A 23,362-nucleotide genomic window follows, 5' to 3' on the forward strand; every position below is an offset into this window, starting at 1 on the left:
TGGAGGATTGTTGGGTGTCAATTCTCCTCCATCCCTTTCGCCAAGCATAGCCCAAAGGGCAAACCCGCTCGACGCTTACGGCCTCGACAAAAAAGCTCGAACGGCTGTGATCGTGGCCGATGGCGCTTCCTCCATCAACCAGTGCCCGGCATTCTTGACAACGACTTCGGTCACATCCGTGGCAGCGTTGCGCATCACCACGGCTTCATTAGCGCCGAACGACTTTTCGCCGCCAACAGCCAACACGGGGATGGTGAGCTTCGTTTTCATTGCGACCTTATTGTCCTCGGCATCCTGCCGGATAGTGTTGAACTGAGCGAAGGCCGCATGCATGGCACCTGCACGCGCATAAAGCTTCGCGTAGTGTGCCCGAGTGGCTTCGTCTATTTTCGTGCGATCGCCCGCGAATTCGTTCCAGAAGCGGTCGAGATAGATGCGCTCGCGACCGGCAACGAGCCGCTCCGCGTCCGGGCCGCCGAAATCAAAATGCCACAAAGCAGGCAGACGCACGATGGAGTCCCAAGGTGGAATGCCGGGAACCGGTGCGTCCATCACTACGAGTTTCTCGGTCTTTTCAGGGTAGCGCACCGCATAGGCGTAGGCGACCATCGTGCCGATGTCGTGCCCGACAATCGCAGCTCGGTCGAGTCCGAGTGTGGTCAGCACAGAGCGGATATCAGCGGCCTGTGTGCGCTTGTCATAGCCGCCGGCTGGCAGCGACGAGAGCCCCATGCCACGCAAATCGGGCACGACAACCGTGTGGTCACGTGCGAGGTCTGCCGCAAGCAGTACCCACATGTCGCCTGTATCGCCGAACCCGTGTAGAAGGACTACGGCTGGGCCTTTACCGCCGACGCGCACGTGAAGCGTCGCGCCATCGGTCTGGATTTCCTGTGTTCGGAACGAGGGTGGATACGGCTTAACCTGTGCTGCCACCGGCGATGTCAGGACCAGTATGCCTAGCGTGCCTAGAAGGAATTTGAGCATCTTCTCTCCCATTGTTGATAGACCAATCGCCATTCTTCATGCCCAACGGCTCGGCACATGACCCGCCCGCCCAGTTTTTCGGGCGGTCGGCGTCGATGTGTCTTGTTGGAACCATCGTCTTCCTTTTTGAAATTTGGAGCTTTGAACTCTTCCTTCTCCCTCACTTAGCACCATCACGTTTTTCGATAGCCGTTTTGGCACCACCCGGCAACGCGTCATACATCTCTTGAATCCGAGCCGGAAGGGAAATTCTGTACTCAACAATCACATTCACTAACGGGAAGAGTTGCTCTGCTACCTGAGTGTCGTTCGCATCAAGTTGTCCTGGGTGTACGGCGTTGTTTCCCGTTACGCGGACAACATCTAGCGCTTGCTGAATCTGTTGTGGTAGCCCTAAAGCAACGAGCCCAGCTATATCCTCGTTGATGTTTTTACCGGTTTGTCCTAAATGAACCATGAGTTTTTGAATAGCAAGCCGAAGCAGGGCTGCAGCGCCACGGGGTGACTTTGTATAGATTCGAGCCGCTTCTTCATAATCTGATTGTACTTCCGCGGGCATATCAGGATTCGGTCTTGGAGCATTTCCTCTGTCAGGGAAAATATATGTGTCGCCGACCCATAGACAGTTGCTCCCACAGTTTTCGCATCGAGTAACTCTCAAAGGTGCTATTTCGACATGTGATTCGGGGTAGACGCCTTGGCTGGCCTTATCGAGTTCGTAGCCCCATTTGTATTGGCGGGCAAGTACACCGCAGTGTGGACACGTAAAAGACTTGTGGTGAATGCTTGGAGCTATAAATTTCATCTGTTACCTCGTGTTATTTGGACTTCCAACTAGTTGTTAGTAGGTTTCCCTATAAAAGTAACTTGTTTCTTTTATAGGTAATTTATCCCTTTTATAGGTAACCTGATTGATTACTTATATGAGTAATTTCTGCATCCAGAAATTCAGCAGGAATTCTCGCCCCCAGCACATCTTCGCCAGCAGTTGCCACGTTGCTGCTACAGATCGAACCCGCAGTACGACAGGTTGAAGCTCTTGTTGCAGAGGGGGAAGTCGGATATCTGCTCGTTTCTGAGGGCCAGGGAGAGGCCGGTCCAGTTGTGGAACGACGGGTCGGTGACCTTGTAGCGGGCGAAGCGCCCCGCCGCGTCGGTGATGGCGACGTGGCAGATCTCGCCCCGCCACCCTTCGGTCAGGGCCACTGCCACCATGCCACCGCCCGGCGGCTTCAGGTCGGTGCGGATATCCTTGCCGGGGAGCTGGCGCAGCTGTTCGGCGAGGAATTCAAGGGATTTTTCCGCCTCCATCCAGCGGACCAGGGTGCGGGCGTACACGTCGCCGGTGGGGGCGGTCACCACCGGTATCTGGCTCATCCGGAAGATGCCGAAGGGGTGGTCGCGGCGCACGTCGCGGTTGAGGCCACAGGCCCGGGCGGCCGGACCCACCAGCCCGATCTCCCGTGCCGTTTCGGTATCCACCCGGCCGGTCCCTTCGAACCTGGCCATGACCGACGGCGAATTCCAGAGGAGATCCACGGCGCCGGTGAGATCTTTCCTGGCCGCGTCGAGGCGGGCAAGAAGGTCGTCCTGTTGTGTGTGGCTGCAGTCGAAGCCGACCCCGCCGGGACGGATGAGCCCCCGGCCGAAGCGGCTGCCGCAGAGGACCGCGCTCATGTTCAGGAAGTCTCCCCGGATACGGCCGCAGTAGGATGCGGTGGGGAGGTAGCCGACGTCGCCGGCCAGCGCCCCCAGGTCGCCGGTGTGGTTGGCGAGCCGCTCCAGTTCCAGAGCGATGCCGCGCAGCACCTCGGCCCGGGCCGGCACCGGCATGCCGCCGAGGGCTTCAAGTACCATGCAGTAAGCCTGGGTGTGGCCGACGGTGGTGTCCCCGGCGACGGTTTCCATCCGGTAGAGGGTGCGGGGGTGGGGGCCGCCCGCGAGTCCCGCCTCGATTCCCCGGTGCTGGTAGCCGAGGGATATCTCCAGGTTGAAGACCTCCTCGCCGTGGCACTGGAAGCGAAAATGTCCCGGCTCGATGATGCCGGCGTGGACCGGGCCGACCGCCACCTCGTGGACCTCCTCCCCCTCCACCCGGTAGAAATCCATGACGCCCGGGAGAATCGGTTCCCCCTCTTCCCGTCCCCACGCATCGTGCCCCGGCCGGAAAGAGCGGTGGAAACGGACCGGCTTGAGCCCGGGGTGGCCGTCGGGGAGAAGCCCTGTCTCTTCGGCGATCTCCCGCTCGAACAGGTGGAGTTGGGGGATGAGTCGGGTGAGGGAGGGGACGGCGTTGCCCTTGACCGTGGTCGCCATGATCCCCAGGAGCCCTTTCTTCTTGTAGGCGAGAATGGCATAGAGATTGACCGTCTCGCCGGCCGAAGCCCCGAAGTAGGAGGAGACCCGCCAGCCGCCGTCGACGGCGTCGACGAGCTTCTGCAGAAAATCGTCGGTGGCAAGGAAGGGAATTTCCGTTAGGGGAAAGGCCTGGCCGTTATGGAAGGTGCGCAGGGACTCGGTCATGGCCGCAGTTCCAGGAGCGCCGCGGCATCCATGAGAAGTCGTCGAAGCGGTTCGGGGAGCCAGAGCCCGAGCATGAGCACGAGGAGCATGGTGGCCAGCGGGGGGCCAACGGTGAGGAGCCGGTCCCGGTAGGGGGTCCGGACCGTCTCCGCAGGTTCTTCTCCGGAAACGAGAGGGAGGACGGTGGAGGCCATACCGATGAAGATTACCGCCAGGAAGAGGAGGAACAACCCGCCGCTCACGTTTCTTCCCTGGATGAAGGCGCTGCTGACGATGGAAAATTCACTGAGGAACGGTGAAAACGGCGGCGAGCCGGTGATGGCGAAGAATCCGGCGAGGAACAGCCCCCCTGACCAGGGGAGCCGCCGCAGGACCCCTTTTACCTGGCTGGTGTTCTTGCTGTTGTAGGAGCGGTGGATGTTGCCCGACGAGAGGAAGAGCACTCCCTTGGTGAGACCGTTGTTGATGACGTGGAACAGGGCGCCGAACAGGGCCCCCTTCCCCAATCCCAGGGCAACGGCCAGTATCCCCACGTGCTCGACACTGGAATAGGCGAGCATCCGTTTGAAATCGGACTGGTTTACCATGAAGACGGCGGCGAATCCCATGGAAATGAGCCCCATGATCAGAAGGGTATCGAGGAAGAAACCGGCATTACCGGAGGCAGTGCAGATCTGGTAGATCCGGGCGATGCCGATGAAGGCGCAGTTCACGAGCCCTCCCGCCAGAAGCGCTCCCACGAGTCCCGGTGCCTCGCCGTAGGCGTCAGGCTTCCAGGTATGGAGCGGCGCCAGCCCCATCTTGGTGCCGAAGCCGACCAGCAGGAAAATAAAGGCTGCCTTGAGCCAGTCGGGTGAGAGCTTGCGGGCCGAGGAGATGAGCGGCTCCAGGAGCAGGGTCGGTTCCTGGCCGGCGACGATGGTGGAGTAGGCAAGAAAGAAGAGCCCCATGAGGGCGAGGGCGATCCCCACGGAGCAGATGAGCATGTACTTCCAGGTAGCCTCGATGGAACGGGCGTTCCGGTTGAAGTAGATGAGGGGGGCCATGGAGACGGTGGTGGTTTCTATGGCCACCCAGAGGAGCCCCAGGTGGTGGGCCGCGCAGACGAGTGACATGGCGGAAAGGCAGATGAGGAGCCCCGCGCAGAGCACGCGGTTGCTCCGCTCCCGGCGGTAGCCAAGATAGCCGACGGCGTAGACTGCGCAGACCAGGAACAGAACACTGATGCCGAGAAGTACCACCTTTCCCAGCGCATCCAGGTGTATCCAGTCGTTGGGTGAGGGGGGCGGAGTGAGGAGCAGCGCGTCGACGGTCAGGGCGGTATGGAGCACACCGAACAGCGGCAACAGCAACGGCCGCAGCCGGTCGCCGGGGATGAGCCAGGCGATGAGGGCGCCTGCAAGAGGTAACATTATGAGAGAATACAACATTGACTTATCCTTGATTTCTCAGGTGCTTACTTGAAATGTGGATTTTTTGCAAGGTCAAGGCGATCAAGGGATGACACGGAGACGTAGCAGCGCTACGTCGCACAAGGAATCCCGAAGATCAACGCAGAGATTGCGGAAAAGCCGCATTTCACTATTCTTTCAGCGTAGTCAGGCGCGATGTGTCGATAGACGAAAACTCACGGCTGATGTGGTTGATGATGATTCCCATGACGAAAATGCCGACCAGCAGGTCGAGGAGCGCCCCCGCTTCCACCATGACCGGCATTGCTTCGGTCAGGAGCAGACCGAATATGAAGATGCCGTTTTCCAGGACAAGGTAGCCGATAACCTGGGTGATTGCCTTGCGCCGGGTGGTGAGAACGAGAAATCCGGTCAGCACTGTGGCTACGGATGCGGGAACGAACAGGAGCCCTTGGTGCGCCGGCGCCAGCGGCAGCTTCTCCGCGAAAACGAAGGCGAATGCCGTCAGGAGCGCGCCAATTATGAGGGTTGTGACGTAGCCGACAAACGGCTCCGTTTCCCGGCGGATCTCTGCCTTGCGGACGGCGCCGGTGAGGAGCCAGGGGATGAGAAGCCCTTTGGCGAGGATGATGCCGACCATGATGGCCAAAAGGTGCCAGGAGAAGGGGTGGATAAGCCACGGAAGGAGGCCGAGGACCACCCCCTGGGCCGCGACGGCGCGGATGGCGAGGGCTATCCGACTCGAACCGAGGACGGCAAAGTTGATGAGCATGACGAGCACGAGGAGTTGGTCGGCAAAGGAACTCATGAATTCTTACCTCAACATCAGGAGCATGGCGAAGGCGGAAAGGATAGTGGCGGCCACGAGCATCTGCGGGATGCGGATCAGCTTGAGACGCGCCATGATCGACTCCACGACTCCGATGACTATAGCGAGAAGTATCATCGTACCGATGAAGACCACCCAGTCCACAGGACTGACACCGGTCTTGAAGGGTAGCGCTACCTGGATGAAAAAGGCCCCGAGTACGAACAGCTTGAGGGCCGCGCCATAGAGAATATAGCCGAAGGCGGGACCGCTATGGTCCAGCACCATCACCTCGTGGACCATGGTCAGCTCCAGGTGGGTGTTCGGGTCGTCGAAGGGTATGCGGCAGTTCTCCGCCAGCAGGATGATGAACAACCCGCCGGTCAACAGAAGCATGGCCGCGCCGGTGCCGAGCCAGTTGCCAGCGGCGGCCCGGGTGAGCATGTTGGTGAGGGAGAGGGAGCCGGTGAGCCGGGCTAACACAACCAAGGCGAAGAAAAGGGTCGGTTCGGCCAGGCAGGAGAAGGTTGCCTCCCGGGCCGCCCCCATCCCCTCGAAGCTGGAGCCGGTGTCCAGCGCTGCTGCCATGGTGAAGAAACGTGCCAGTCCGAAAAGGTAAGCGAACAGGATCATGTCGCCGGTGAAGGCGAGCGGGGCGGGGTGGTTGCCGAGGGGGATGAGAAGCGCTGCCGTTGCAATTGCGGCAAGGGTGACGACCGGCCCGGCCCGGAATACCCAGGTGGTGGTGCCGCTGAACACCGACCCCTTGCGCAGCAGCCGAAGGATGTCGTAATAGGGCTGCAGGTAGGGCGCACCGGTCCGCCCGGCGAACACCGCCTTGGTCCGGGCGATGATCCCGAGCAGGAGCGGCGGCATGAGGATAATGAGGAGCAGGTGGACGACGATGTCGGTCATGAAGCGCTCACATCTCGTTTGCCGTTTATGAGGCACGGAGTTTGTCGTGCAGTTAACTCGAAATTCATAATTCAAAACTCATGACTGCTGTTAATACGCCCATATAAGTAGCACTACCAGGGTGACGAAGGTGTAGAGGATGTAGAGGTGGAGTTGTCCATGCTGCAGCCTCCTGAGTTGGGCAAGCCGGTCGTTGGCGAGGCGCAGGACCGGCATGAACACATGTTCCAGCATGGTCTCCGGCACGTGGCTGGCAAAGCGGGCCGGGCCGGGGAGCGGTTCTTTCATGGCCGGGGAGGTCACGTGGGGGTGGAGGATGCCTGCAAAGGTCTTGACCAGCAGTTCCGCAAAGGAGGATGCGGTGTACTGCATGCGGGGCGTGGGGCGGAGGTAGCCGCAACCCCAGGTGACGCCGGCGGAGACCGGCTCCGCCTTGAGACGGCCGATGAAGTGTGCCGCAACGCCGCCGGCAAGGCAGATCTGAACCAGTCCCATGATGGTGATCCAGCCGAGAGGTGCGGCGGCGGTGAGAGCCGGTCCCGTCATGCCGACGGCCGGTTGCCATGAGTGCACCGCCCCGGCCAGCGGGCCGGCCATCATCCGGGGGAAGATCCCTATCCCCATACAGATGGTTGCCAGGAGGGCCATGGGGGCCAGCATGACCCTCACCGCCTCGTGGCCGTGGGCAGCCTCCTCCGCCCGGGGTACCCCGAGAAATGCCACCCCGTAAACCTTGATGAAGCATGCCACCGCCAGCCCCCCGATCAGAGCGAGGGCCGGAGCTGACAGCGCCAGGAACGCCACGGCGGTACCCCCTTCACCCAGGATACCGGAGAACAGCCCGACGTAGATGAGAAATTCGCTGACAAAACCGTTCAGGGGGGGAAGCCCGCAGATCGCCACCGCTCCCACGAGGAAAAAGGCGGCGGTGTAGGGCATGCGCCGGGCAAGCCCCCCCATCAGGTCAATCTCACGGGTTCCCGTGGCATGGATTACCGCGCCGGCGGCAAGAAAGAGAAGCGCCTTGAAGGTCGCGTGATTGAGCACGTGCAGGAGCGCCCCGGCCATGCCGAGGAGAATCAGGATCGTATTTCCCACGGCCTGGCCGATGAGTGCCACGCCGATCCCCATGGCGATGATACCGATATTCTCGATGCTGTGGTAGGCAAGGAGACGCTTCAGGTCATGCTGGCCTATGGCGAAGGCGACTCCCGCCACGCCGGAAATGATCCCTATGACGAGCACGGTTATTCCCCACCAGAGCGGGATGTTATGGAACAGGGAGAGGCTCCTGACCAGGCCGTAGATGCCCATCTTGATCAGGACCCCCGACATGAAGGCAGAGATGTGGCTCGGGGCATTGGCGTGGGCCGACGGGAGCCAGATGTGGAGCGGCATGAGCCCCGCCTTGAGGCCGAAGCCGAGGAGGGCGGTGACGAATATCCCGGTGGCCAGGGGGGTTGCGGCATTGAGAGAACCGGCGGGAGGGAAGAGAAACGAACCGGCGGCGCCCTGCAGGAGCGAAAACATGGCGAACAGGGAGAGGGTGCCGAGATGGGTGGTGATCAGATACAGGGTGGCCGCTTCGCGTACGTCGGCTTTTTCGTCCTCCGTGCTGAGCAGGAAGTAGCAGGAAAGGGCCATCACCTCCCAGGCCATGAGGAACAGCACGCCGTTTCGGGCCGTGACGAGGAGGGCCATGGCGGCGGTCAGCAGGCCGAAAAAGAAGGTGATCCGGTGCACGGTCGCAGGGTTGTCGGCCGCCGGCCAGTAGCCGGTGGCGTAGACGGCGCAGCAGCCGGAAATGGCGAACACCACAAGGAGGAATATCGCTCCAAGGGGGTCGACGCCGATCTCGCAAGGGCCGAAGGGGAGGCTCCAGGCGATACCGTATATCTCGGTACGTCCGGAGCCGAGGGTGGTAATGGCACCGGCCAGGCCGATCAGGCTGCCGAGGACAAGGATGGCGGTGGCCAAGTTCTGCCCAAGGGTACGGTTGCGGAGAAACAGTGCCGGTATCCCCGACAGGGCGGTCATCAGGATGGCGGCGATGATGAGGTTGCCGGCGGTCATCGGTTCCCCTTCGGCAAGTCGGCTTCGATCCCTGCGATAGTTGCCATGATCTCGGCCGCATCGGCCCGCCGCCGCAGAACATCCTGAAACCGCTCGTCCCGCAAGGCATAGGCGAGCTTCGCCAGGAGATGGAGGTGGGTCTTGACCGTGGGGCTCACCAGGGTGAAGAGGGTCTGGACCGGCAGGGAGTCGAGGGCTTTGAAATCGATCGGCTGGGCAAGAAAACAGAGGGTGACGAGGGGAGCCGTTACGTGGAGAAGGATCGGGTTGCGGACATGGGGGATGGCGATGCCGTTGCCGATGGCGGTGGTGCCGAGTGCTTCCCTGGCCAGCAGGACCTGGAGGAGAAAGTCGGGATCGACCTGGGGGGGGAGTTTGAGGAGGGCGACGACTTCCCTGAGGACGTTCGGTGGATCTCCTCCCGGAACATCGTAGTGGATTCCCCCCGCCTCGAGGGCTTCGGAGAGGGTGGGGAGTGGCTCTCCCTCCTCTTCCAGTGTGGCGGCGAATATCTCGGGGGAGACCTTGATGTTGTGCTCCGTCGCCCATTCCAGGAGGTCCACCCGGTTGAGACGGAGTTGATCGCTCATCTTGCTGGCGGTGAGCCCTTCCTTCCGTATCCAGTTGTGGACGGTTTTTTCATCCACCTGGAGCAGTCTGGCTGCTTCTGCTACGGAGAGGAGCATTGGGAACCCCCATGGTTAACTGGTGCGGTCTGACGGAGACATTTTCCCGTCAGCGCTTAACAGGGTGGCGGGAACAGTGCAGGGTCGCGATAGAACGGGATTATATGCCGACGCATTGCATCCGTCAACTGATTAATCCGGATATGCCATGGCAAGGTTTTTCACTAGTTCTAGAAGTTCACACGTCATCGGGGCTTTTCGTCGGAGCCGGTCATATGGCTCCCCCCGGTGGGACTGTGCCGCATAAATTCTGTTGACAAACCACACAAGAGCGGTTAATAGATTAACTATCCTCGCAAAAATCATGTCGGCTGTTTCTATTCAATTCTATCGCCATCCCGACCCTTTTTAACGGTACCCGAGCCCAAGAACTTCGTACGATACAATTTCAGTGAACATTCATGCCAGGATATATCCCCTCGGACGCCATGCCGTGCCCATCCAAAAAACTGCCACTTCCCCCATTTCCAGCATAGATTGCCCCAACTGCATCAACCAGGAGAACCGATGAACCTACAGGAACTGAAAAACAAGAAGATCAGCGAGCTTACTGCAATTGCCAAAGGGCTCAACATCGAAGGGGCATCCAGTCTGCGCAAGCAGGACATGATCTTCGCCATCCTCAATGCCCAGACCGAGAAGAACGGGATGATCTTCGGCGAGGGGGTGCTGGAAACCCTTCCCGACGGTTTTGGTTTCCTCCGGGCGCCGGACTATAACTATCTTCCCGGCCCCGATGACATCTACGTATCTCCCAGCCAGATTCGCCGCTTCAACCTCCATACGGGCGACACCGTCTCCGGCCAGATACGCCCACCCAAGGAGGGGGAGCGCTATTTTGCCCTCCTCAAAGTGGAGACGGTCAATTTCGAACCGCCCGAGGTGGCGCGGGACAAGATTCTCTTCGATAACCTCACCCCGCTCTATCCCGATGAGAAGCTGAAACTGGAAACCGCTCCCGATAACATGCCGATGCGGGTCATGGAACTGATCTCCCCCATCGGCAAGGGACAGCGCGGACTCATCGTCGCTCCTCCCCGAACCGGCAAGACCATGCTGATTCAGAACATTGCCAACTCCATCGCCGAAAACCATCCGGAAGTCTACCTCATCGTCCTCCTCATCGACGAGCGGCCGGAAGAGGTGACCGACATGCAGCGGTCGGTGAAGGGTGAGGTGGTTTCCTCCACCTTCGACGAACCGGCAACCCGTCACGTGCAGGTGGCGGAGATGGTCATCGAGAAGGCGAAACGGCTCGTGGAGCACAAACGGGACGTGGTGATCCTGCTCGACTCCATCACCCGCTTGGCCAGGGCCTACAATACCGTTATCCCCCCTTCCGGCAAGATACTCTCCGGTGGGGTCGATTCCAACGCCCTCCACAAGCCGAAGCGCTTCTTCGGCGCGGCCCGTAACATCGAAGAGGGGGGGTCCCTCACCATCATCGCTACCGCCCTCATCGACACGGGGAGCAAGATGGACGAGGTCATCTTCGAGGAGTTCAAGGGGACCGGCAACATGGAGGTCCATCTGGATCGGAAGCTGGTGGAGAAGCGGACCTTCCCGGCAATCGATATCAACAAGTCCGGTACCCGCAAGGAAGAGCTCCTCATCGAGAAGAGCTCCCTCAACCGTATCTGGATCCTCCGCAAGGTGCTCCACCCAATGAACGTTGTGGACAGTATGGAATTCCTCCTTTCCAAGCTGGCGGAGACCAAGGGGAACCAGGACTTCCTCGATTCCATGAGCAAATAGTTTCCATCCGGAAACGGTTTTTTTTCCGCCCTGGCGGTGTCAACCATCGGGTTTGCTTGTGCGGCGTACCGACGTACGCCTCCGCGCAACCCCTCGTTTTCCTTGCCAGGACGAAAAACTCCTCGTTTCCGAATTGGAAACCGATATGTCTCATCCGGAGTTTCCGGATGGGCACAATAGCCCGCTGGTGAGCATTTCCCGCCAAGGGTGTGACGGGCGAAAAATGTCTTGAAAAAATAAGTCGATAGTGCTACTTTTAGACCTTTCGAATGACCGAATAATGATACCGCCGGCACTTGCCCGGTGTAAGGAGGCAGAGATGAAAGAAGGAATTCACCCCAAGTATGAAGAAGTGACCGTCAAGTGCCTGTGCGGCAACACGTTCCAGACCCGTTCCACCAAGCCGGAGATCAGCACCGAGATCTGCTCGGCCTGCCATCCGTTCTTTACCGGCAAGCAGAAGCTGATCGACACCGCCGGCCGCGTCGAGAGATTCAAGAAGCGCTACGGAATGTAAGCACCCCCGTGGGGTGACAGGTTTGGTAAGGGGATTTTGTCGCTGGCGAAATCCCCTTATTGTTTTTTCTGCCCCCTTGTTTGCGGCGGGATGCCATTTTGGCTGTTGTCTTGACCCCGCAGGATATGCGATACTGCCCCATTAATCCTTTCGAGGAGTCGGCGTGAAAGTTGCCCTTCTGCAGCATACCCCCGAGCCGGAACTGACGGTGGCCCTGGCGGCCCGGCTCTGCTATTCCCCCGCGGACATCGACGAACTGAAGCAGAAGCTGGGGAGTGCCGACATCGAGGCATTTCTCGACAAGATCATGTCTCTCGGCCACCAGTCGGTGCTGGAGCATGCGTCATTCACCTTCGGCATCGAGGGGATATCCCGTGTCACGTCCCACCAGTTGGTGCGCCACCGGGTCGCCTCCTACTCCCAGCAGTCGCAACGTTATGTCTCCCACAAGGAGCGATTCTGCGCGGTCATCCCCCCCACCATCGCCGAACGTCCGGAACTGCTGATCCGGTTCGAAGCCCAACTGCAGGCGCTCCACCAGGCTTACGGCGAAATGGTTGAGGCGGGAATCCCCGCGGAGGACGCCCGTTACCTCCTTCCCAACGCCACGGAAACCAAGATACTGGTCACCATGAACGGGCGGGAACTGCTCCATTTCTTCGAGCTTCGCTGCTGCGAGCGGGCACAGTGGGAGATCCGGGCCATGGCGGTGGAGATGCTAAAACTGGTGAAGGCCGTTGCGCCGACCATCTTCCGGGATGCAGGCCCCGGCTGCCTCACGGCCCCCTGCCCGGAGGGGACCATGACCTGCGGGAAGATTAAGGAAGTCCGAGATAGGTTTCGCTCCCTTTGACGTGTAATCGCAGTGTATTAGAACGGAAACGTAGATTTTTCGCAAGCTCAAGGCTGTCGAGGGCTTGCACGGAGGCGTAGTACCCGCAAATCGGGCATAAACAGCGCTACGCCGCACACGCAGGGCCGAAGACTTACGCAGAGATTGCGGAAAAGCTGCGTTTCTCGGTGCCCATGAGGAAGACATGTCCAAAATTAACATCGGCGGTCAGGCTGTCATAGAAGGGGTCATGATGCGCGCCCCCCGCTCCTTGGCCATCGCCGTCCGTCGCCCCACCGGCGACATTGTCGTCAAGAGGGAAGAAGTCATCCCCTTGTCGGAGCGTTTTCCCATCGTGAAGCTTCCCGTCGTGCGGGGGGCGGTGGCCCTTTTTTCGTCACTCATAACCGGGATCAAGGCGCTCAACTTCTCCGCCAATGAGGCGATGGTCGAAGAGGAGAAGGAGGGGGAAGAGAAGCAGGAGCTTTCGTCCTGGGCCATGGCGGGGACCATGGCGGTAGCGTTCGGCTTCGGTATCCTTCTCTTCTTCATTCTCCCCCTCTACGTGACCAAGCTCCTCACCCCCATCATCGGCACCTCCAACATCGTCTTCAACCTTGTGGACGGCGTCATCCGGGTGGCGGTATTCCTCCTCTACATCTTTGCCATTTCCCGGATGAACGACATCCAGCGGGTCTTCCAGTACCACGGTGCGGAGCACAAATCGATCTTCGCCTTCGAAGCGGGGGATGCACTGACGGTGGAGAATGTGCGCAAGTACAGCTGCCTCCACCCTCGCTGCGGAACGAGCTTTCTCCTGATCGTCATGCTGGTGAGCATCGTGGTCTTTTCCCTGATTCCCAAGCTCTGGCCCTTCTACCTTAAGGCCGGCTCCCGGATCGTGCTCCTCCCCCTCATCGCGGGGCTTTCCTATGAACTCTTGAAATGGAGCGCCAAAAACGACCAGTCTCCCATCGTCAGGCTTCTTATCGCCCCGGGGTTGGGGCTGCAGCGACTCACCACCCGCGAACCGGACGACAGCCAGCTGGAAGTGGCGATCCGCTCCATGGAAGAGGCGCTGGCGGTGAATGCGGGATTCAAGGATGACCGGCTGGTGATCTGAAAATCATGTGACTCATAGGACGCGTAGGTCCCATGAGTCCTATCGATGTTACAGTTATTGTTAAGGATTTCATGATGTTTGACAAAATAGAAGAACTGGAACGGCGCTACCAGGAACTGGAAGCGCTTCTCTCCGACCCGGCGGTCATCGCCAACCAGCCTGAGTTTCGCAAGTTCTCCCGGGAACACGCCGACCTCACCGAGTTGGTGGCGGCCTACCGTCGCTATCGGAAGGTGCTGGCCGAGCTGGGCGAGAACCGTGAACTGCTGTCCGACCCGGACATGAAGGGGATGGCCGAGGAAGAGATGGCCTCTCTCCAGGAAGAACGGGAACGGCTCGAAGGGGAGATCAGGCTGCTACTCCTCCCCAAGGATCCGAACGACAGCAAAGGGGTCATCCTGGAAATCCGCGCCGGTACCGGTGGCGACGAGGCGGCCCTGTTCGCCGGCGACCTGTTCCGCATGTACAGCCGTTTTGCCGAAACGAACCGCTGGCGGGTCGAGGTGATTTCCGCATCCGAATCGGAGAAGGGGGGCTTCAAGGAGGTCATCGCCTCGGTGGAGGGGGACGGCGTCTACTCCAAGCTCAAATACGAATCGGGGACCCACCGGGTCCAGCGGGTTCCGGAAACAGAGGCCCAGGGGCGCATCCATACCAGCGCCTGCACAGTGGCCATCATGGCCGAAGCGGAGGATGTGGACATCGACATCAATCCCGCCGACCTGAAAATCGACGTCTATCGCTCCTCCGGCGCCGGCGGCCAGCACGTCAATACCACCGACTCGGCGGTCCGTATCACCCACCTTCCCACCGGAACGGTGGTGGCCTGCCAGGAAGAGCGGAGCCAGATAAAGAACCGGGCTAAAGCGATGAAGGTCCTCAAGACCCGTATCCTGGACACCATGAGCCAGGAGCAGAACGCCAAACTTGCCGCCGAACGGAAACAGCAGGTGGGGTCCGGTGACCGGAGCGAGCGGATTCGCACCTACAACTTCCCCCAAGGGAGAATGACCGATCATCGCATCGGCCTGACCCTCTACCGGCTCGATGCCATCATGGCAGGGGATATCGGCGAAATTGTCGATGGGCTCAGGGCATACTACCAGATGGAGGCGCTCAAACAGCAGAGCGAAGCAGCCTAATAACCCAGCGCGGAGTCTTGAAAGACTTTTCCTTCCGTTCTTCCGCGCTTCCGAGCTCCTGATGACAAGTCAAAACGAAACCTGGACGGTCCTGAAGGTCCTGACCTGGACCAAGGGGTATCTGGCGGAGAAAGGGGTGGAGAACGCCCGCCTGGAGGCGGAGTGGCTCCTCTGCGGGGTGCTCGACCTGGATCGGGTGGGGCTCTATCTTAATTTCGACAAACCGCTGACCGAGCCCGAACTGGCCCGGTTTCGGGGAATGGTGGCGCGGCGGGCACGCCGCGAACCGCTCCAGTACATTCTCGGCAGCCAGGAGTTCATGGGGATCGATTTTGCGGTAACACCTGCGGTGCTGATCCCCCGCCATGATACCGAGGTGCTGGTGACGGAGACGATGCAACGGGCCGGTGAAGGGAGCCGGATTCTCGATATCGGTGTCGGGAGCGGCTGTATCGCCATTGCCCTGGCCAGGGCGCTTCCCCGAGCGGAGGTCATCGGGGTGGAGGCGTCGCCGGAGGCGCTGTCCCTGGCCGAGAAGAACGCCGAGACCCACGGTGTCCGGGTGACGCTCTTCGAAGGGTCGCTGTTCGAGCCGTTCCCGGGGGAGCGCTTCGACCTGATCGTCTCCAATCCCCCCTATATCCCGACTGCCGACCTGGAGACCCTGCAACCGGAGGTGCGTGATTTCGAACCCCGCCAGGCCCTGGACGGCGGGACTGACGGTCTGGATTTCTACCGCATCATCATCCCGGCCGCGCCGAGTCACCTCAATCCCGGCGGCTGGCTCCTCCTTGAGGTGGGGATTGGCCAGTCGGAGCAGGTACAGGGGCTGTTGCAGAAGACCGGATCATTCACCGATATCTTCACCGCCAAAGACCCGAATGACATCGAACGGGTGGTGGGGGGAAGGCTAATGTAAGGGCGGCCCGCGTGGTCGCACGGGGGGGTACCCCACCGAATCAACAAAACAGAGGTATTGCAGTGGACAAATTAATCATTAAAGGCGGCAAGAAACTCTCCGGTGAGGTTACCGTGAGCGGTTCGAAGAACGCCTCGCTCCCCATTTTCGTCTCCACCATTCTGGCTCCCGGCCGTAACGAAATCAGCAACGTGCCGTTCCTGCGGGACATCAACACCACCATAAAGGTGCTGGAGACCCTCGGAGCGGTGGTTGAAGGGAACGGCAACGTGGTCGGGATCGACACCACCAACGTAAACAACCACGAGGCCACCTACGAGCTGGTCAAGACCATGCGCGCATCCGTGCTGGTTCTCGGCCCTCTCCTCGCCCGGCTCGGTAAGGCGCGTGTGTCGCTTCCCGGCGGCTGTGCTATCGGCGCCCGACCGATTAACCTCCACCTGAAAGGGCTGGCCGCCCTGGGGGCGGACATCAACCTTACCCACGGATACGTGGAGGCAAAGGCGAAGCGTCTCAAGGGGGCGCGGATCAATTTCGACATCTCCACGGTCGGCGGTACCGAGCACCTCATGATGGCGGCCGCCACCGCCAAGGGGGAGACGATCCTGGAGAATGCGGCCCGCGAACCGGAGATCGTCGACCTGGCCCTTGTCCTGAACAACATGGGGGCAAAGATCGAAGGGGCGGGGACCGACACTATCAGGATCACCGGGGTGAACGAACTGGGGCCGGTCAGCCACCGGGTGATGCCGGACCGGATCGAGGCGGGGACGTTCATGATCGCGGCGGCTATCACGGGCGGCGACATCAGGATCCGCAACATGCAGCTGGAGCACCTGGATGCGCTGGTCTTCAAGCTGCAGGACGCCGGCGTGGAGATCATCAACAAGGACAACGTGGTGCGGGTCAAGGGGCCGCGGAAGATCAGGGGGGTCAACATCAAGACCCGTCCCTATCCGGGTTTCCCCACCGACATGCAGGCCCAATTTATGGCGCTCATGTGCCTGGCCGACGGCGCAAGCGTCATCAGCGAAAACATCTTCGAGAACCGGTTCATGCACGTCTCCGAGCTGATGCGCTTTGGTGCCGACATCACCGTCGAAGGGAACACCGCAACGGTAAAAGGGATAAAGAAGCTTTCCGGCGCCCCGGTCATGGCCACCGACCTGCGCGCCTCTGCCTGTCTCATCCTGGCGGGACTGGCGGCGGACAACACCACCGAGGTTTCCCGCATCTACCACCTGGACCGGGGGTATGAGTCTATCGAGAAGAAGCTGGCGGGGCTCGGCGCGGATATCGTGAGGGTGAAAGAATAGTTTTTACCGACCGGGAGCGAGATTTTGGCCAGATCGTCGCCGGCCCGCAGAAGGTTTGCTGAGGCGTAGCAGCGCGACGTCGAAGCGGGGCTTCGAGGACACGGCGGCGATCTGGTCGGAAGGCCGCGTCCGTCTCTACGAGGATATATGACCGATTACATTACCATTGCCATTCCCAAGGGGCGGATCCTGCAAGAATCCGTGGCCCTCTTCAAGAAGATCGGGATCGACTGCGAGGAGCTCCTCTCCGACACCCGCAAGCTCATCTTCGAGAATCCGGTGCAGAAGATGCGCTACATGATCGTCCGGGCCACCGACGTTCCCACCTACGTGGAGTACGGCTGCGCCGACCTGGGGATCGTCGGCAAGGATACGCTTCTGGAGCAGGACAAGGACCTCTACGAGCCCCTCGACCTCAAGTTCGGCTACTGCCGGATGATGGTGGCGGAACCGGCGGAGCTTTCCCGCCATGACGATCCTGCCGGCTGGACCAACATCCGGATCGCCACCAAGTATCCCAACTTCACGGAAAAATACTTCACCCGCAAGGGGGTGCAGGTGGAGATCATAAAGCTGTACGGCTCTATCGAACTGGCCCCCCTGGTGGGGCTCTCGGAGCGGATCGTCGACCTGGTTTCCACCGGCGAGACCCTGAAGCAGAACGGCCTGGTGGAGGTGGAGACCATCGCCGAAATCACCACCCGCCTCATCGTCAATCGGGCGAGCATGAAGACGAAATACCAGCGGATCACGGAGATCATTGACGGTCTGGAGAAGCAGGTCTGACGCAGGTTGCTGAAAAGCAGCCATCTCGCCGCCGTCCTCGAACGCCGCGTCGTGCGGCGTAGCGCTGCTACGCCTCCTCCGGGCTTTCTGCGGGTGCGACGATCTGGCCGCTTTTGAGCAACCTGGAATTCCGAGATTCTTAACCCAGCAAAGGATAAGGCATGAAATTTCTCCATATTCACGATGCCGATTTTGACGCCCAGTTTGCCGCCATCCTGGCCCGGGGGGAAGAGACCGGGCGGGAGGTGGAGCAGGTCGTCCTCGACATCATCGCTGCCGTCCGGGCACAGGGTGACGGGGCGCTCCTCGACTACACCCGGCGTTTCGACCGGCTGGAGGCGGGTTCCGTTGCTGAACTGGAGGTTACGGAGGACGAGTTCAACGAGGCATTCGCCCGGGTCGACGTCGCCGACATCGCGGCCCTCAAACTGGCGGTGGAGCGGGTGGCACGCTTCCACGAAAAGCAGAAGCAGGAGACCTGGCTCTCCACGGAAGAGACCGATGTCCTCCTCGGCCAGATGGTGACGCCGCTGGAGCGGGTCGGCATCTACGTCCCCGGCGGTAAGGCGAGCTATCCGTCGAGCGTCATCATGAATGCGGTGCCGGCCAGGGTGGCCGGCGTCGGCGAGGTGATCATGGTTGCCCCGACTCCGGGGGGGGAGATAAATCCCCACGTCCTGGTGGCGGCCCGGCTCTCCGGCGTCGACCGGGTCTTCCGCCTTGGCGGGGCCCAGGCGGTGGCGGCTCTGGCCTACGGCACGGCGACGGTTCCCCGGGTGGACAAGGTCACCGGCCCCGGCAACATCTACGTGGCGACCGCCAAGAAGCTGGTGTTCGGCCAGGTGGGGATCGACATGATCGCCGGCCCTTCCGAAATCCTGGTCATCAACGACGGGAGCGGCACGCCGGCCCACATCGCCGCCGATCTCCTCTCCCAGGCGGAGCACGACGAACTCGCCTCCTCCATCCTCATCACCACCGATCGTGGTTTCGGCGAGCGGGTGGCAGCGGAGGTGGAGCGGCAGCTGAAGGAACTGTCCCGGGAGAGCATTGCCCGGAAGTCGTGGGAAAGCTTTGGCGCGATCATCATTGCCGGGGGTCTGGACGAGGCAATCGCCTTTTCCAACCGGATCGCCCCGGAGCACCTGGAACTGGCGGTGGCCGACCCCTTTGCCATCCTCCCCCGGATAAAGAATGCCGGAGCCATATTCCTCGGACACTTCACCCCCGAGGCGGCGGGTGACTATCTGGCCGGACCCAATCACACCCTCCCCACCGGTGGCACCGCCCGCTTCTTCTCCCCCCTGTCGGTGGACGATTTCGTGAAGAAGTCTTCCATCGTCTATTTCAGCCAGGGGGGGCTCAACCGGCTGGGGAAAGACATCGTCCGGATCGCCGAACTGGAAGGACTGGAAGCCCACGGAAAATCTGTCAGCATTCGTTTGAAATAATTTCAGGAGGTGCCCATGTCCCGCAAAGCCACCATCGAGCGCATCACCAGGGAAACCCAGATAAAGCTCACCCTCGACCTTGACGGCACGGGGGAAGCGAAAGTCTGCACGTCGGTGCCGTTTCTCGACCACATGCTCAACCTGTTCGCCCGCCACGGCCTGTTCGACCTGGCGGTCGAGGCGAAGGGGGACATCGACATTGACTTCCACCACACGGTGGAGGACATCGGCATCGTCCTTGGCGAGGCGCTGAAAGAGGCCCTCGGCGACAAGCAGGGAATCCGTCGCTACGGCCAGGCAACGGTCCCCATGGACGAGACCCTGGCGAGCGTGGCGGTCGACCTGTCGGGGCGCCCCTGCCTGGTTTACAACGTGCGGCTCCCCAAGGTGAAGATCGGCGAGTTCGACGTGGAACTGGCCAAGGAGTTCTTCCAGGCCCTGACTAACCACCTGGCGGCCAATATCCATATCAACGTCATGTACGGCGACAATGTCCACCACATTCTGGAAGCCTGCTTCAAGGCCCTGGCCCGGGCGCTTGACCAGGCAACCCAGGTGGACCCCCGGATCGCGGGGGTCATGTCGACCAAAGGGAAATTATAACGGCGGGACCAGTGACCAGGGGCCAGGGATCAGTAAAGGCTCATAAGTTTGCTCGATCCCCGGTTCCCGGTTCCCGGTCCCCGAGGTTCTCAGATGATTGCAATCATAGACTACGGCATGGGGAACCTCCGTTCCGTGCAGAAGGGGTTCGAGAAGGTCGGTTTCGAGGCGGTCGTTACCGCCGACCCCAAGGTGGTGCTGGAGGCGGAGAAGGTGGTCCTCCCCGGTGTCGGAGCGTTTCGCGACTGCATGCGAAACCTGGAGCAGGGGGGGTTCGTCGAGCCGATCCTCAAGGTAATCCGGGAGGGGCGCCCCTTCCTCGGCATCTGTGTCGGCATGCAGCTCCTGATGACAGACAGCGTCGAATTCGGCCTCTACCAGGGACTGAACGTCATACCGGGGCATGTGCTCCGTTTTCCGGAAGGGATGGTGGAGAGCGGCGAGGAGTTGAAGGTCCCCCACATGGGATGGAACCAGCTCGCCATCCGTCGCCGGTCACCGATTTTCACCGGAATCGAGGAGGGGACCAACGTCTATTTCGTCCACTCCTACTACGAAAAACCGGACGATGAGTCGGTCGTGTCCGCAACCTCCGTGTACGGCATCGAGTTCTGCGCCTCCATCTGGAAAGACAACATCGTCGCCACCCAGTTCCACCCGGAGAAATCCCAGGAAGCCGGGCTGCGCATGCTCAAAAATTTTGGAGAGTTTACGTGCTAGTCATACCAGCCATTGATCTGAAAGAAGGGAAATGCGTCCGCCTGGAACAGGGACTCATGGAAAAGGACACCGTCTTCTGCGACAACCCGGCGGAGCAGGCCAGGGAATGGGAGCGGCAGGGTGGGGAGCTGCTCCATATCGTCGATCTTGACGGGGCATTTGCCGGCGTGCCGAAAAACAGGGCCGCCATCGCTTCGATCATCTCGGCGGTTTCCATTCCGACCCAGCTTGGGGGCGGGATCCGTGACATCGAGACCATCGGGGCGTACCTCGACCTCGGTCTCTCCCGGGTGATCCTCGGCACGGCCGCCCAGCGCAATCCTCAGCTCGTGGAGGAGGCATGCAGGCTTTTCCCCGGCCGGATTGTGGTCGGTATCGATGCAAAGAACGGGATGGTGGCGGTGCAGGGGTGGGCCGAAGTGACCGGTGTCACCGCGGTGGATCTGGCGAAACGTTTCGAGGGGTACGGCGTGGCCGCCATCATCTACACCGACATCAGCCGGGACGGGATGATGCAGGGGCCGAACCTGGAAGCCACCAAGGCGCTGGCCGAGGCGATCACCATTCCGGTCATCGCGTCCGGCGGCGTTTCATCCCTCAAAGATATCGAGAACCTCATGGCCATCGAACCGGCCGGCGTCACCGGGGTTATCACCGGCAAGGCCATCTATACCGGCGCCATCAGGCTGACCGAGGCGGTGGCGCTGACCAAAAACTATAAACCGAATTAACAGGGATAATCAAAGGGTAGACTGGTTGATTCGGATTTATCCTGCATATCCAGCTCATTCTTGTTAATTGCCTTTAGAGGTCTTTATGTTGACCAAGCGTATTATCCCCTGTCTCGACGTGAAAGGTGGCCGGGTCGTCAAGGGGGTCCAGTTCCTGGAACTTCGGGACGCCGGCGATCCGGTGGAGATTGCCGAGATGTACGACCGGCAGGGTGCGGACGAGCTGACCTTCCTCGACATCACCGCTTCCTCCGATGCCCGGGATATCATCATCGACGTGGTGCGCCGCACCGCCGAGCGGGTCTTCATGCCGCTTACCGTGGGGGGTGGAGTGCGGTCGGTGGACGACATCCGCCGGCTTCTTAATGCCGGAGCGGACAAGGTCTCCATCAATACGGCGGCGATACACCGGCCCGACTTCGTGAGAGAGGCGGCGGAGCGGTTCGGTTCCCAGTGTACGGTGGTGGCTATCGACGCGCGCCGGGTGCCGGGAGAAGAACGCTGGGAAGTCTATACCCACGGTGGCCGCAATGCCACCGGGATCGATGCCGTGGAATGGGCCCGGCGCATGGAGGAGTACGGCTCCGGTGAAATTCTCCTCACGAGTATGGACCGGGACGGGACCAAGGATGGCTACGACCTTCCCCTGACCCGGGCGGTGGCCGATGCGGTCAGCATTCCGGTCATCGCCTCCGGCGGCGTCGGCAATCTGGACCATCTCTACGACGGTTTCACCCAGGGGGGGGCGAGTGCCTGTCTGGCGGCCTCCATCTTCCACTACCGGGAGTACACCATCCACGAAGCGAAAGAGTATCTCAAGGGGAGAGGGGTGCCTGTCAGGCTGTAGCTCGGCCCCCACCCGGCAAACGATAGGAACATGCCATGAACGAGTCACGCGACGATATCATCCAGAACGTGTACCAGGTTATCCAGGAGCGAAAGGCTAATCCTTCGGAGAAGTCGTATACCGCGTCACTCATGGCCAAGGGAATCGATACGATCCTCAAGAAGCTGGGTGAGGAGGCGACCGAACTGGTCATCGCCGGCAAGGGGGGCGTCAGGGACGAGATCGTCTACGAGACCGCTGACCTGATCTTCCACACCCTGGTGCTTCTTGGCCACTACGATATCCCCCCCGATGAAATCTATGCCGAGTTGCGCCGCCGCTTCGGCCTCTCCGGCCTTGCGGAAAAGGCGGCCCGCGTTCCGGTAAAATAGCCTGCCCGCCCCGATTCCGGATGGAACCCAGCCCCAAAAGGGCAAATTTTTCTTGACTTTACGGGTAGCGATGCTACTATGCGTATTCCGAAAAAATTACATACCGGCCTGACCTTTTGATTCACTTGTTATAAATTTGCTAGAGGGGGGAGGGGAATATGAATGCCGGGAGTAAAGGTAAAAGAAACTGAATCCTTTGAGCTTGCACTGAAGAAATTCAAGAAGCAGTGCGAAAAAGCGGGAATCCTTTCCGAAGTCCGTAAGCGTGAGCATTTCGAGAAACCGAGTATCAAGCGGAAGAAGAAGGCGATCGCCGCACGGAAGCGTGCGCTCAAGAAGCAGCGTAAAATGATGGATTAATCGAGGTTGGCATGTCGCTCAAGGATCAATTGACCGAAGAGATGAAACTGGCCATGAAGGCCAGGGATGAACTCAGGCTCTCGGTCATCCGCCTGGTCCGCTCCGCGGTGAAGAACCGTGAAATAGACCAGAAGCGGGAATTGGACGACCAGGGGATCAACGAGGTTATCGCCTCGCTGGTCAAACAGCGCCGGGAATCGATCCGGATGTTCGGCGAAGCTGGCAGGGCCGATCTGGTGGCCAAGGAGGAGCAGGAGTTGCAGGTCCTCCTGGCATTCCTTCCCCGGCAGCTCGATCGCGAAGAAGTCGGGGAACTGGTCGCCAAGGCCATCGCCGCAAGCGGTGCACAGGGGCCGAAGGATATGGGGCTGGTGATGAAGGCCCTGCAATCCCAGGTCGCCGGACGTGCTGACGGGAAGATGGTCAGCGAAGTCGTCAGGGAGAAACTGGCCCAGGTGTAGCCACGCATCTCGTTTGACGACAGT

At 60.5% G+C, this 23,362-nt stretch carries 24 protein-coding genes; 16 read left to right on the plus strand and 8 right to left on the minus strand.

The window, feature by feature from the left end; genetic code table 11:
• Positions 1-75: 75 nt before the first annotated feature.
• From LDN04_RS06920 to LDN04_RS06955, 8 genes are all read right to left on the minus strand, one after another.
• On the minus strand, positions 76-987 hold the full coding sequence (locus LDN04_RS06920) for an alpha/beta fold hydrolase (RefSeq protein ID WP_223908229.1): 912 nt from the start codon (positions 985-987) through the stop codon (positions 76-78).
• A 160-nt stretch (positions 988-1,147) separates the two neighbouring features.
• A complete protein-coding gene (locus LDN04_RS06925; protein ID WP_223908236.1) occupies positions 1,148-1,792 on the minus strand; it encodes a DUF4145 domain-containing protein in 645 nt (214 codons plus the stop codon).
• A gap of 197 nt (positions 1,793-1,989) precedes the next feature.
• Positions 1,990-3,510: an NADH-quinone oxidoreductase subunit C gene (locus tag LDN04_RS06930; protein ID WP_223908239.1), complete on the minus strand. Its 1,521-nt coding sequence runs from the start codon at positions 3,508-3,510 to the stop codon at positions 1,990-1,992.
• Positions 3,507-4,940 carry a proton-conducting transporter membrane subunit gene (locus LDN04_RS06935; protein ID WP_223908241.1) on the minus strand — a complete coding sequence of 478 codons (1,434 nt, stop codon included), beginning with the start codon at positions 4,938-4,940 and terminating at the stop codon, positions 3,507-3,509. The genes LDN04_RS06930 and LDN04_RS06935 overlap by 4 nt, the downstream gene beginning before the upstream one ends.
• A gap of 151 nt (positions 4,941-5,091) precedes the next feature.
• Positions 5,092-5,730, minus strand: coding sequence for a hydrogenase (locus tag LDN04_RS06940; RefSeq protein ID WP_223908243.1), 639 nt, complete (start codon positions 5,728-5,730; stop codon positions 5,092-5,094).
• Between the two features lie 6 nt (positions 5,731-5,736).
• The gene (locus LDN04_RS06945; protein ID WP_223908245.1) at positions 5,737-6,645 is read right to left on the minus strand and encodes a respiratory chain complex I subunit 1 family protein; all 909 of its coding nucleotides are present in this window, start codon (positions 6,643-6,645) and stop codon (positions 5,737-5,739) included.
• A gap of 90 nt (positions 6,646-6,735) precedes the next feature.
• Positions 6,736-8,718 carry a proton-conducting transporter membrane subunit gene (locus LDN04_RS06950; protein ID WP_223908247.1) on the minus strand — a complete coding sequence of 661 codons (1,983 nt, stop codon included), beginning with the start codon at positions 8,716-8,718 and terminating at the stop codon, positions 6,736-6,738.
• Positions 8,715-9,404, minus strand: a complete 690-nt coding sequence (locus LDN04_RS06955; protein WP_223908251.1) for a PTS sugar transporter subunit IIA — start codon at positions 9,402-9,404, stop codon at positions 8,715-8,717. Before LDN04_RS06955 ends, LDN04_RS06950 begins: the two co-directional genes overlap by 4 nt.
• 507 nt (positions 9,405-9,911) lie before the next feature.
• On the opposite strand from LDN04_RS06955, the gene rho reads away from it, so the two are divergent.
• The 16 genes from rho to LDN04_RS07035 all read left to right on the plus strand — a co-directional run bounded on the left by rho (position 9,912) and on the right by LDN04_RS07035 (position 23,338).
• Entirely contained in the window at positions 9,912-11,159 is a 1,248-nt protein-coding gene (gene rho / locus LDN04_RS06960; protein ID WP_214175350.1) for a transcription termination factor Rho, read from the plus strand.
• Positions 11,160-11,478: 319 nt separating this feature from the next.
• Positions 11,479-11,676: a 50S ribosomal protein L31 gene (gene rpmE / locus LDN04_RS06965; RefSeq protein ID WP_223908255.1), complete on the plus strand. Its 198-nt coding sequence runs from the start codon at positions 11,479-11,481 to the stop codon at positions 11,674-11,676.
• Between the two features lie 163 nt (positions 11,677-11,839).
• Positions 11,840-12,529: an FAD-dependent thymidylate synthase gene (gene thyX, locus LDN04_RS06970; RefSeq protein WP_223908268.1), complete on the plus strand. Its 690-nt coding sequence runs from the start codon at positions 11,840-11,842 to the stop codon at positions 12,527-12,529.
• 184 nt (positions 12,530-12,713) lie between these two features.
• Positions 12,714-13,631 carry a DUF1385 domain-containing protein gene (locus LDN04_RS06975; RefSeq protein ID WP_223908277.1) on the plus strand — a complete coding sequence of 306 codons (918 nt, stop codon included), beginning with the start codon at positions 12,714-12,716 and terminating at the stop codon, positions 13,629-13,631.
• 74 nt (positions 13,632-13,705) lie between these two features.
• Positions 13,706-14,773, plus strand: coding sequence for a peptide chain release factor 1 (gene prfA, locus LDN04_RS06980; RefSeq protein ID WP_223908279.1), 1,068 nt, complete (start codon positions 13,706-13,708; stop codon positions 14,771-14,773).
• A gap of 61 nt (positions 14,774-14,834) precedes the next feature.
• Positions 14,835-15,692: a peptide chain release factor N(5)-glutamine methyltransferase gene (gene prmC, locus LDN04_RS06985; RefSeq protein WP_223908282.1), complete on the plus strand. Its 858-nt coding sequence runs from the start codon at positions 14,835-14,837 to the stop codon at positions 15,690-15,692.
• A 62-nt stretch (positions 15,693-15,754) separates the two neighbouring features.
• A complete protein-coding gene (murA, locus tag LDN04_RS06990; RefSeq protein ID WP_223908284.1) occupies positions 15,755-17,008 on the plus strand; it encodes a UDP-N-acetylglucosamine 1-carboxyvinyltransferase in 1,254 nt (417 codons plus the stop codon).
• Positions 17,009-17,155: 147 nt separating this feature from the next.
• Entirely contained in the window at positions 17,156-17,794 is a 639-nt protein-coding gene (gene hisG / locus LDN04_RS06995; RefSeq protein ID WP_223908286.1) for an ATP phosphoribosyltransferase, read from the plus strand.
• Positions 17,795-17,955: 161 nt separating this feature from the next.
• The gene (hisD, locus tag LDN04_RS07000) at positions 17,956-19,245 is read left to right on the plus strand and encodes a histidinol dehydrogenase (RefSeq protein ID WP_223908288.1); all 1,290 of its coding nucleotides are present in this window, start codon (positions 17,956-17,958) and stop codon (positions 19,243-19,245) included.
• Positions 19,246-19,260: 15 nt separating this feature from the next.
• The gene (hisB, locus tag LDN04_RS07005) at positions 19,261-19,848 is read left to right on the plus strand and encodes an imidazoleglycerol-phosphate dehydratase HisB (RefSeq protein ID WP_223908290.1); all 588 of its coding nucleotides are present in this window, start codon (positions 19,261-19,263) and stop codon (positions 19,846-19,848) included.
• Positions 19,849-19,941: 93 nt separating this feature from the next.
• Positions 19,942-20,568 (plus strand): imidazole glycerol phosphate synthase subunit HisH, encoded by a 627-nt coding sequence (gene hisH, locus LDN04_RS07010; RefSeq protein ID WP_223908292.1) that lies wholly within the window; start codon positions 19,942-19,944, stop codon positions 20,566-20,568.
• A complete protein-coding gene (gene hisA, locus LDN04_RS07015) occupies positions 20,562-21,299 on the plus strand; it encodes a 1-(5-phosphoribosyl)-5-[(5-phosphoribosylamino)methylideneamino]imidazole-4-carboxamide isomerase (RefSeq protein WP_223908295.1) in 738 nt (245 codons plus the stop codon). The genes hisH and hisA overlap by 7 nt, the downstream gene beginning before the upstream one ends.
• 85 nt (positions 21,300-21,384) lie before the next feature.
• On the plus strand, positions 21,385-22,146 hold the full coding sequence (gene hisF / locus LDN04_RS07020) for an imidazole glycerol phosphate synthase subunit HisF (protein ID WP_223908298.1): 762 nt from the start codon (positions 21,385-21,387) through the stop codon (positions 22,144-22,146).
• 35 nt (positions 22,147-22,181) lie between these two features.
• A complete protein-coding gene (locus LDN04_RS07025) occupies positions 22,182-22,517 on the plus strand; it encodes a phosphoribosyl-ATP diphosphatase (RefSeq protein WP_223908301.1) in 336 nt (111 codons plus the stop codon).
• 162 nt (positions 22,518-22,679) lie between these two features.
• Positions 22,680-22,877 carry a 30S ribosomal protein S21 gene (gene rpsU, locus LDN04_RS07030; protein ID WP_214175336.1) on the plus strand — a complete coding sequence of 66 codons (198 nt, stop codon included), beginning with the start codon at positions 22,680-22,682 and terminating at the stop codon, positions 22,875-22,877.
• 11 nt (positions 22,878-22,888) lie between these two features.
• Positions 22,889-23,338 carry a GatB/YqeY domain-containing protein gene (locus LDN04_RS07035; RefSeq protein ID WP_223908303.1) on the plus strand — a complete coding sequence of 150 codons (450 nt, stop codon included), beginning with the start codon at positions 22,889-22,891 and terminating at the stop codon, positions 23,336-23,338.
• Positions 23,339-23,362: the final 24 nt, after the last annotated feature.

Origin of the sequence: Geobacter sp. AOG1 (genome assembly GCF_019972315.1) — a bacterium.
GTDB lineage: Bacteria > Desulfobacterota > Desulfuromonadia > Geobacterales > Geobacteraceae > Geomobilimonas.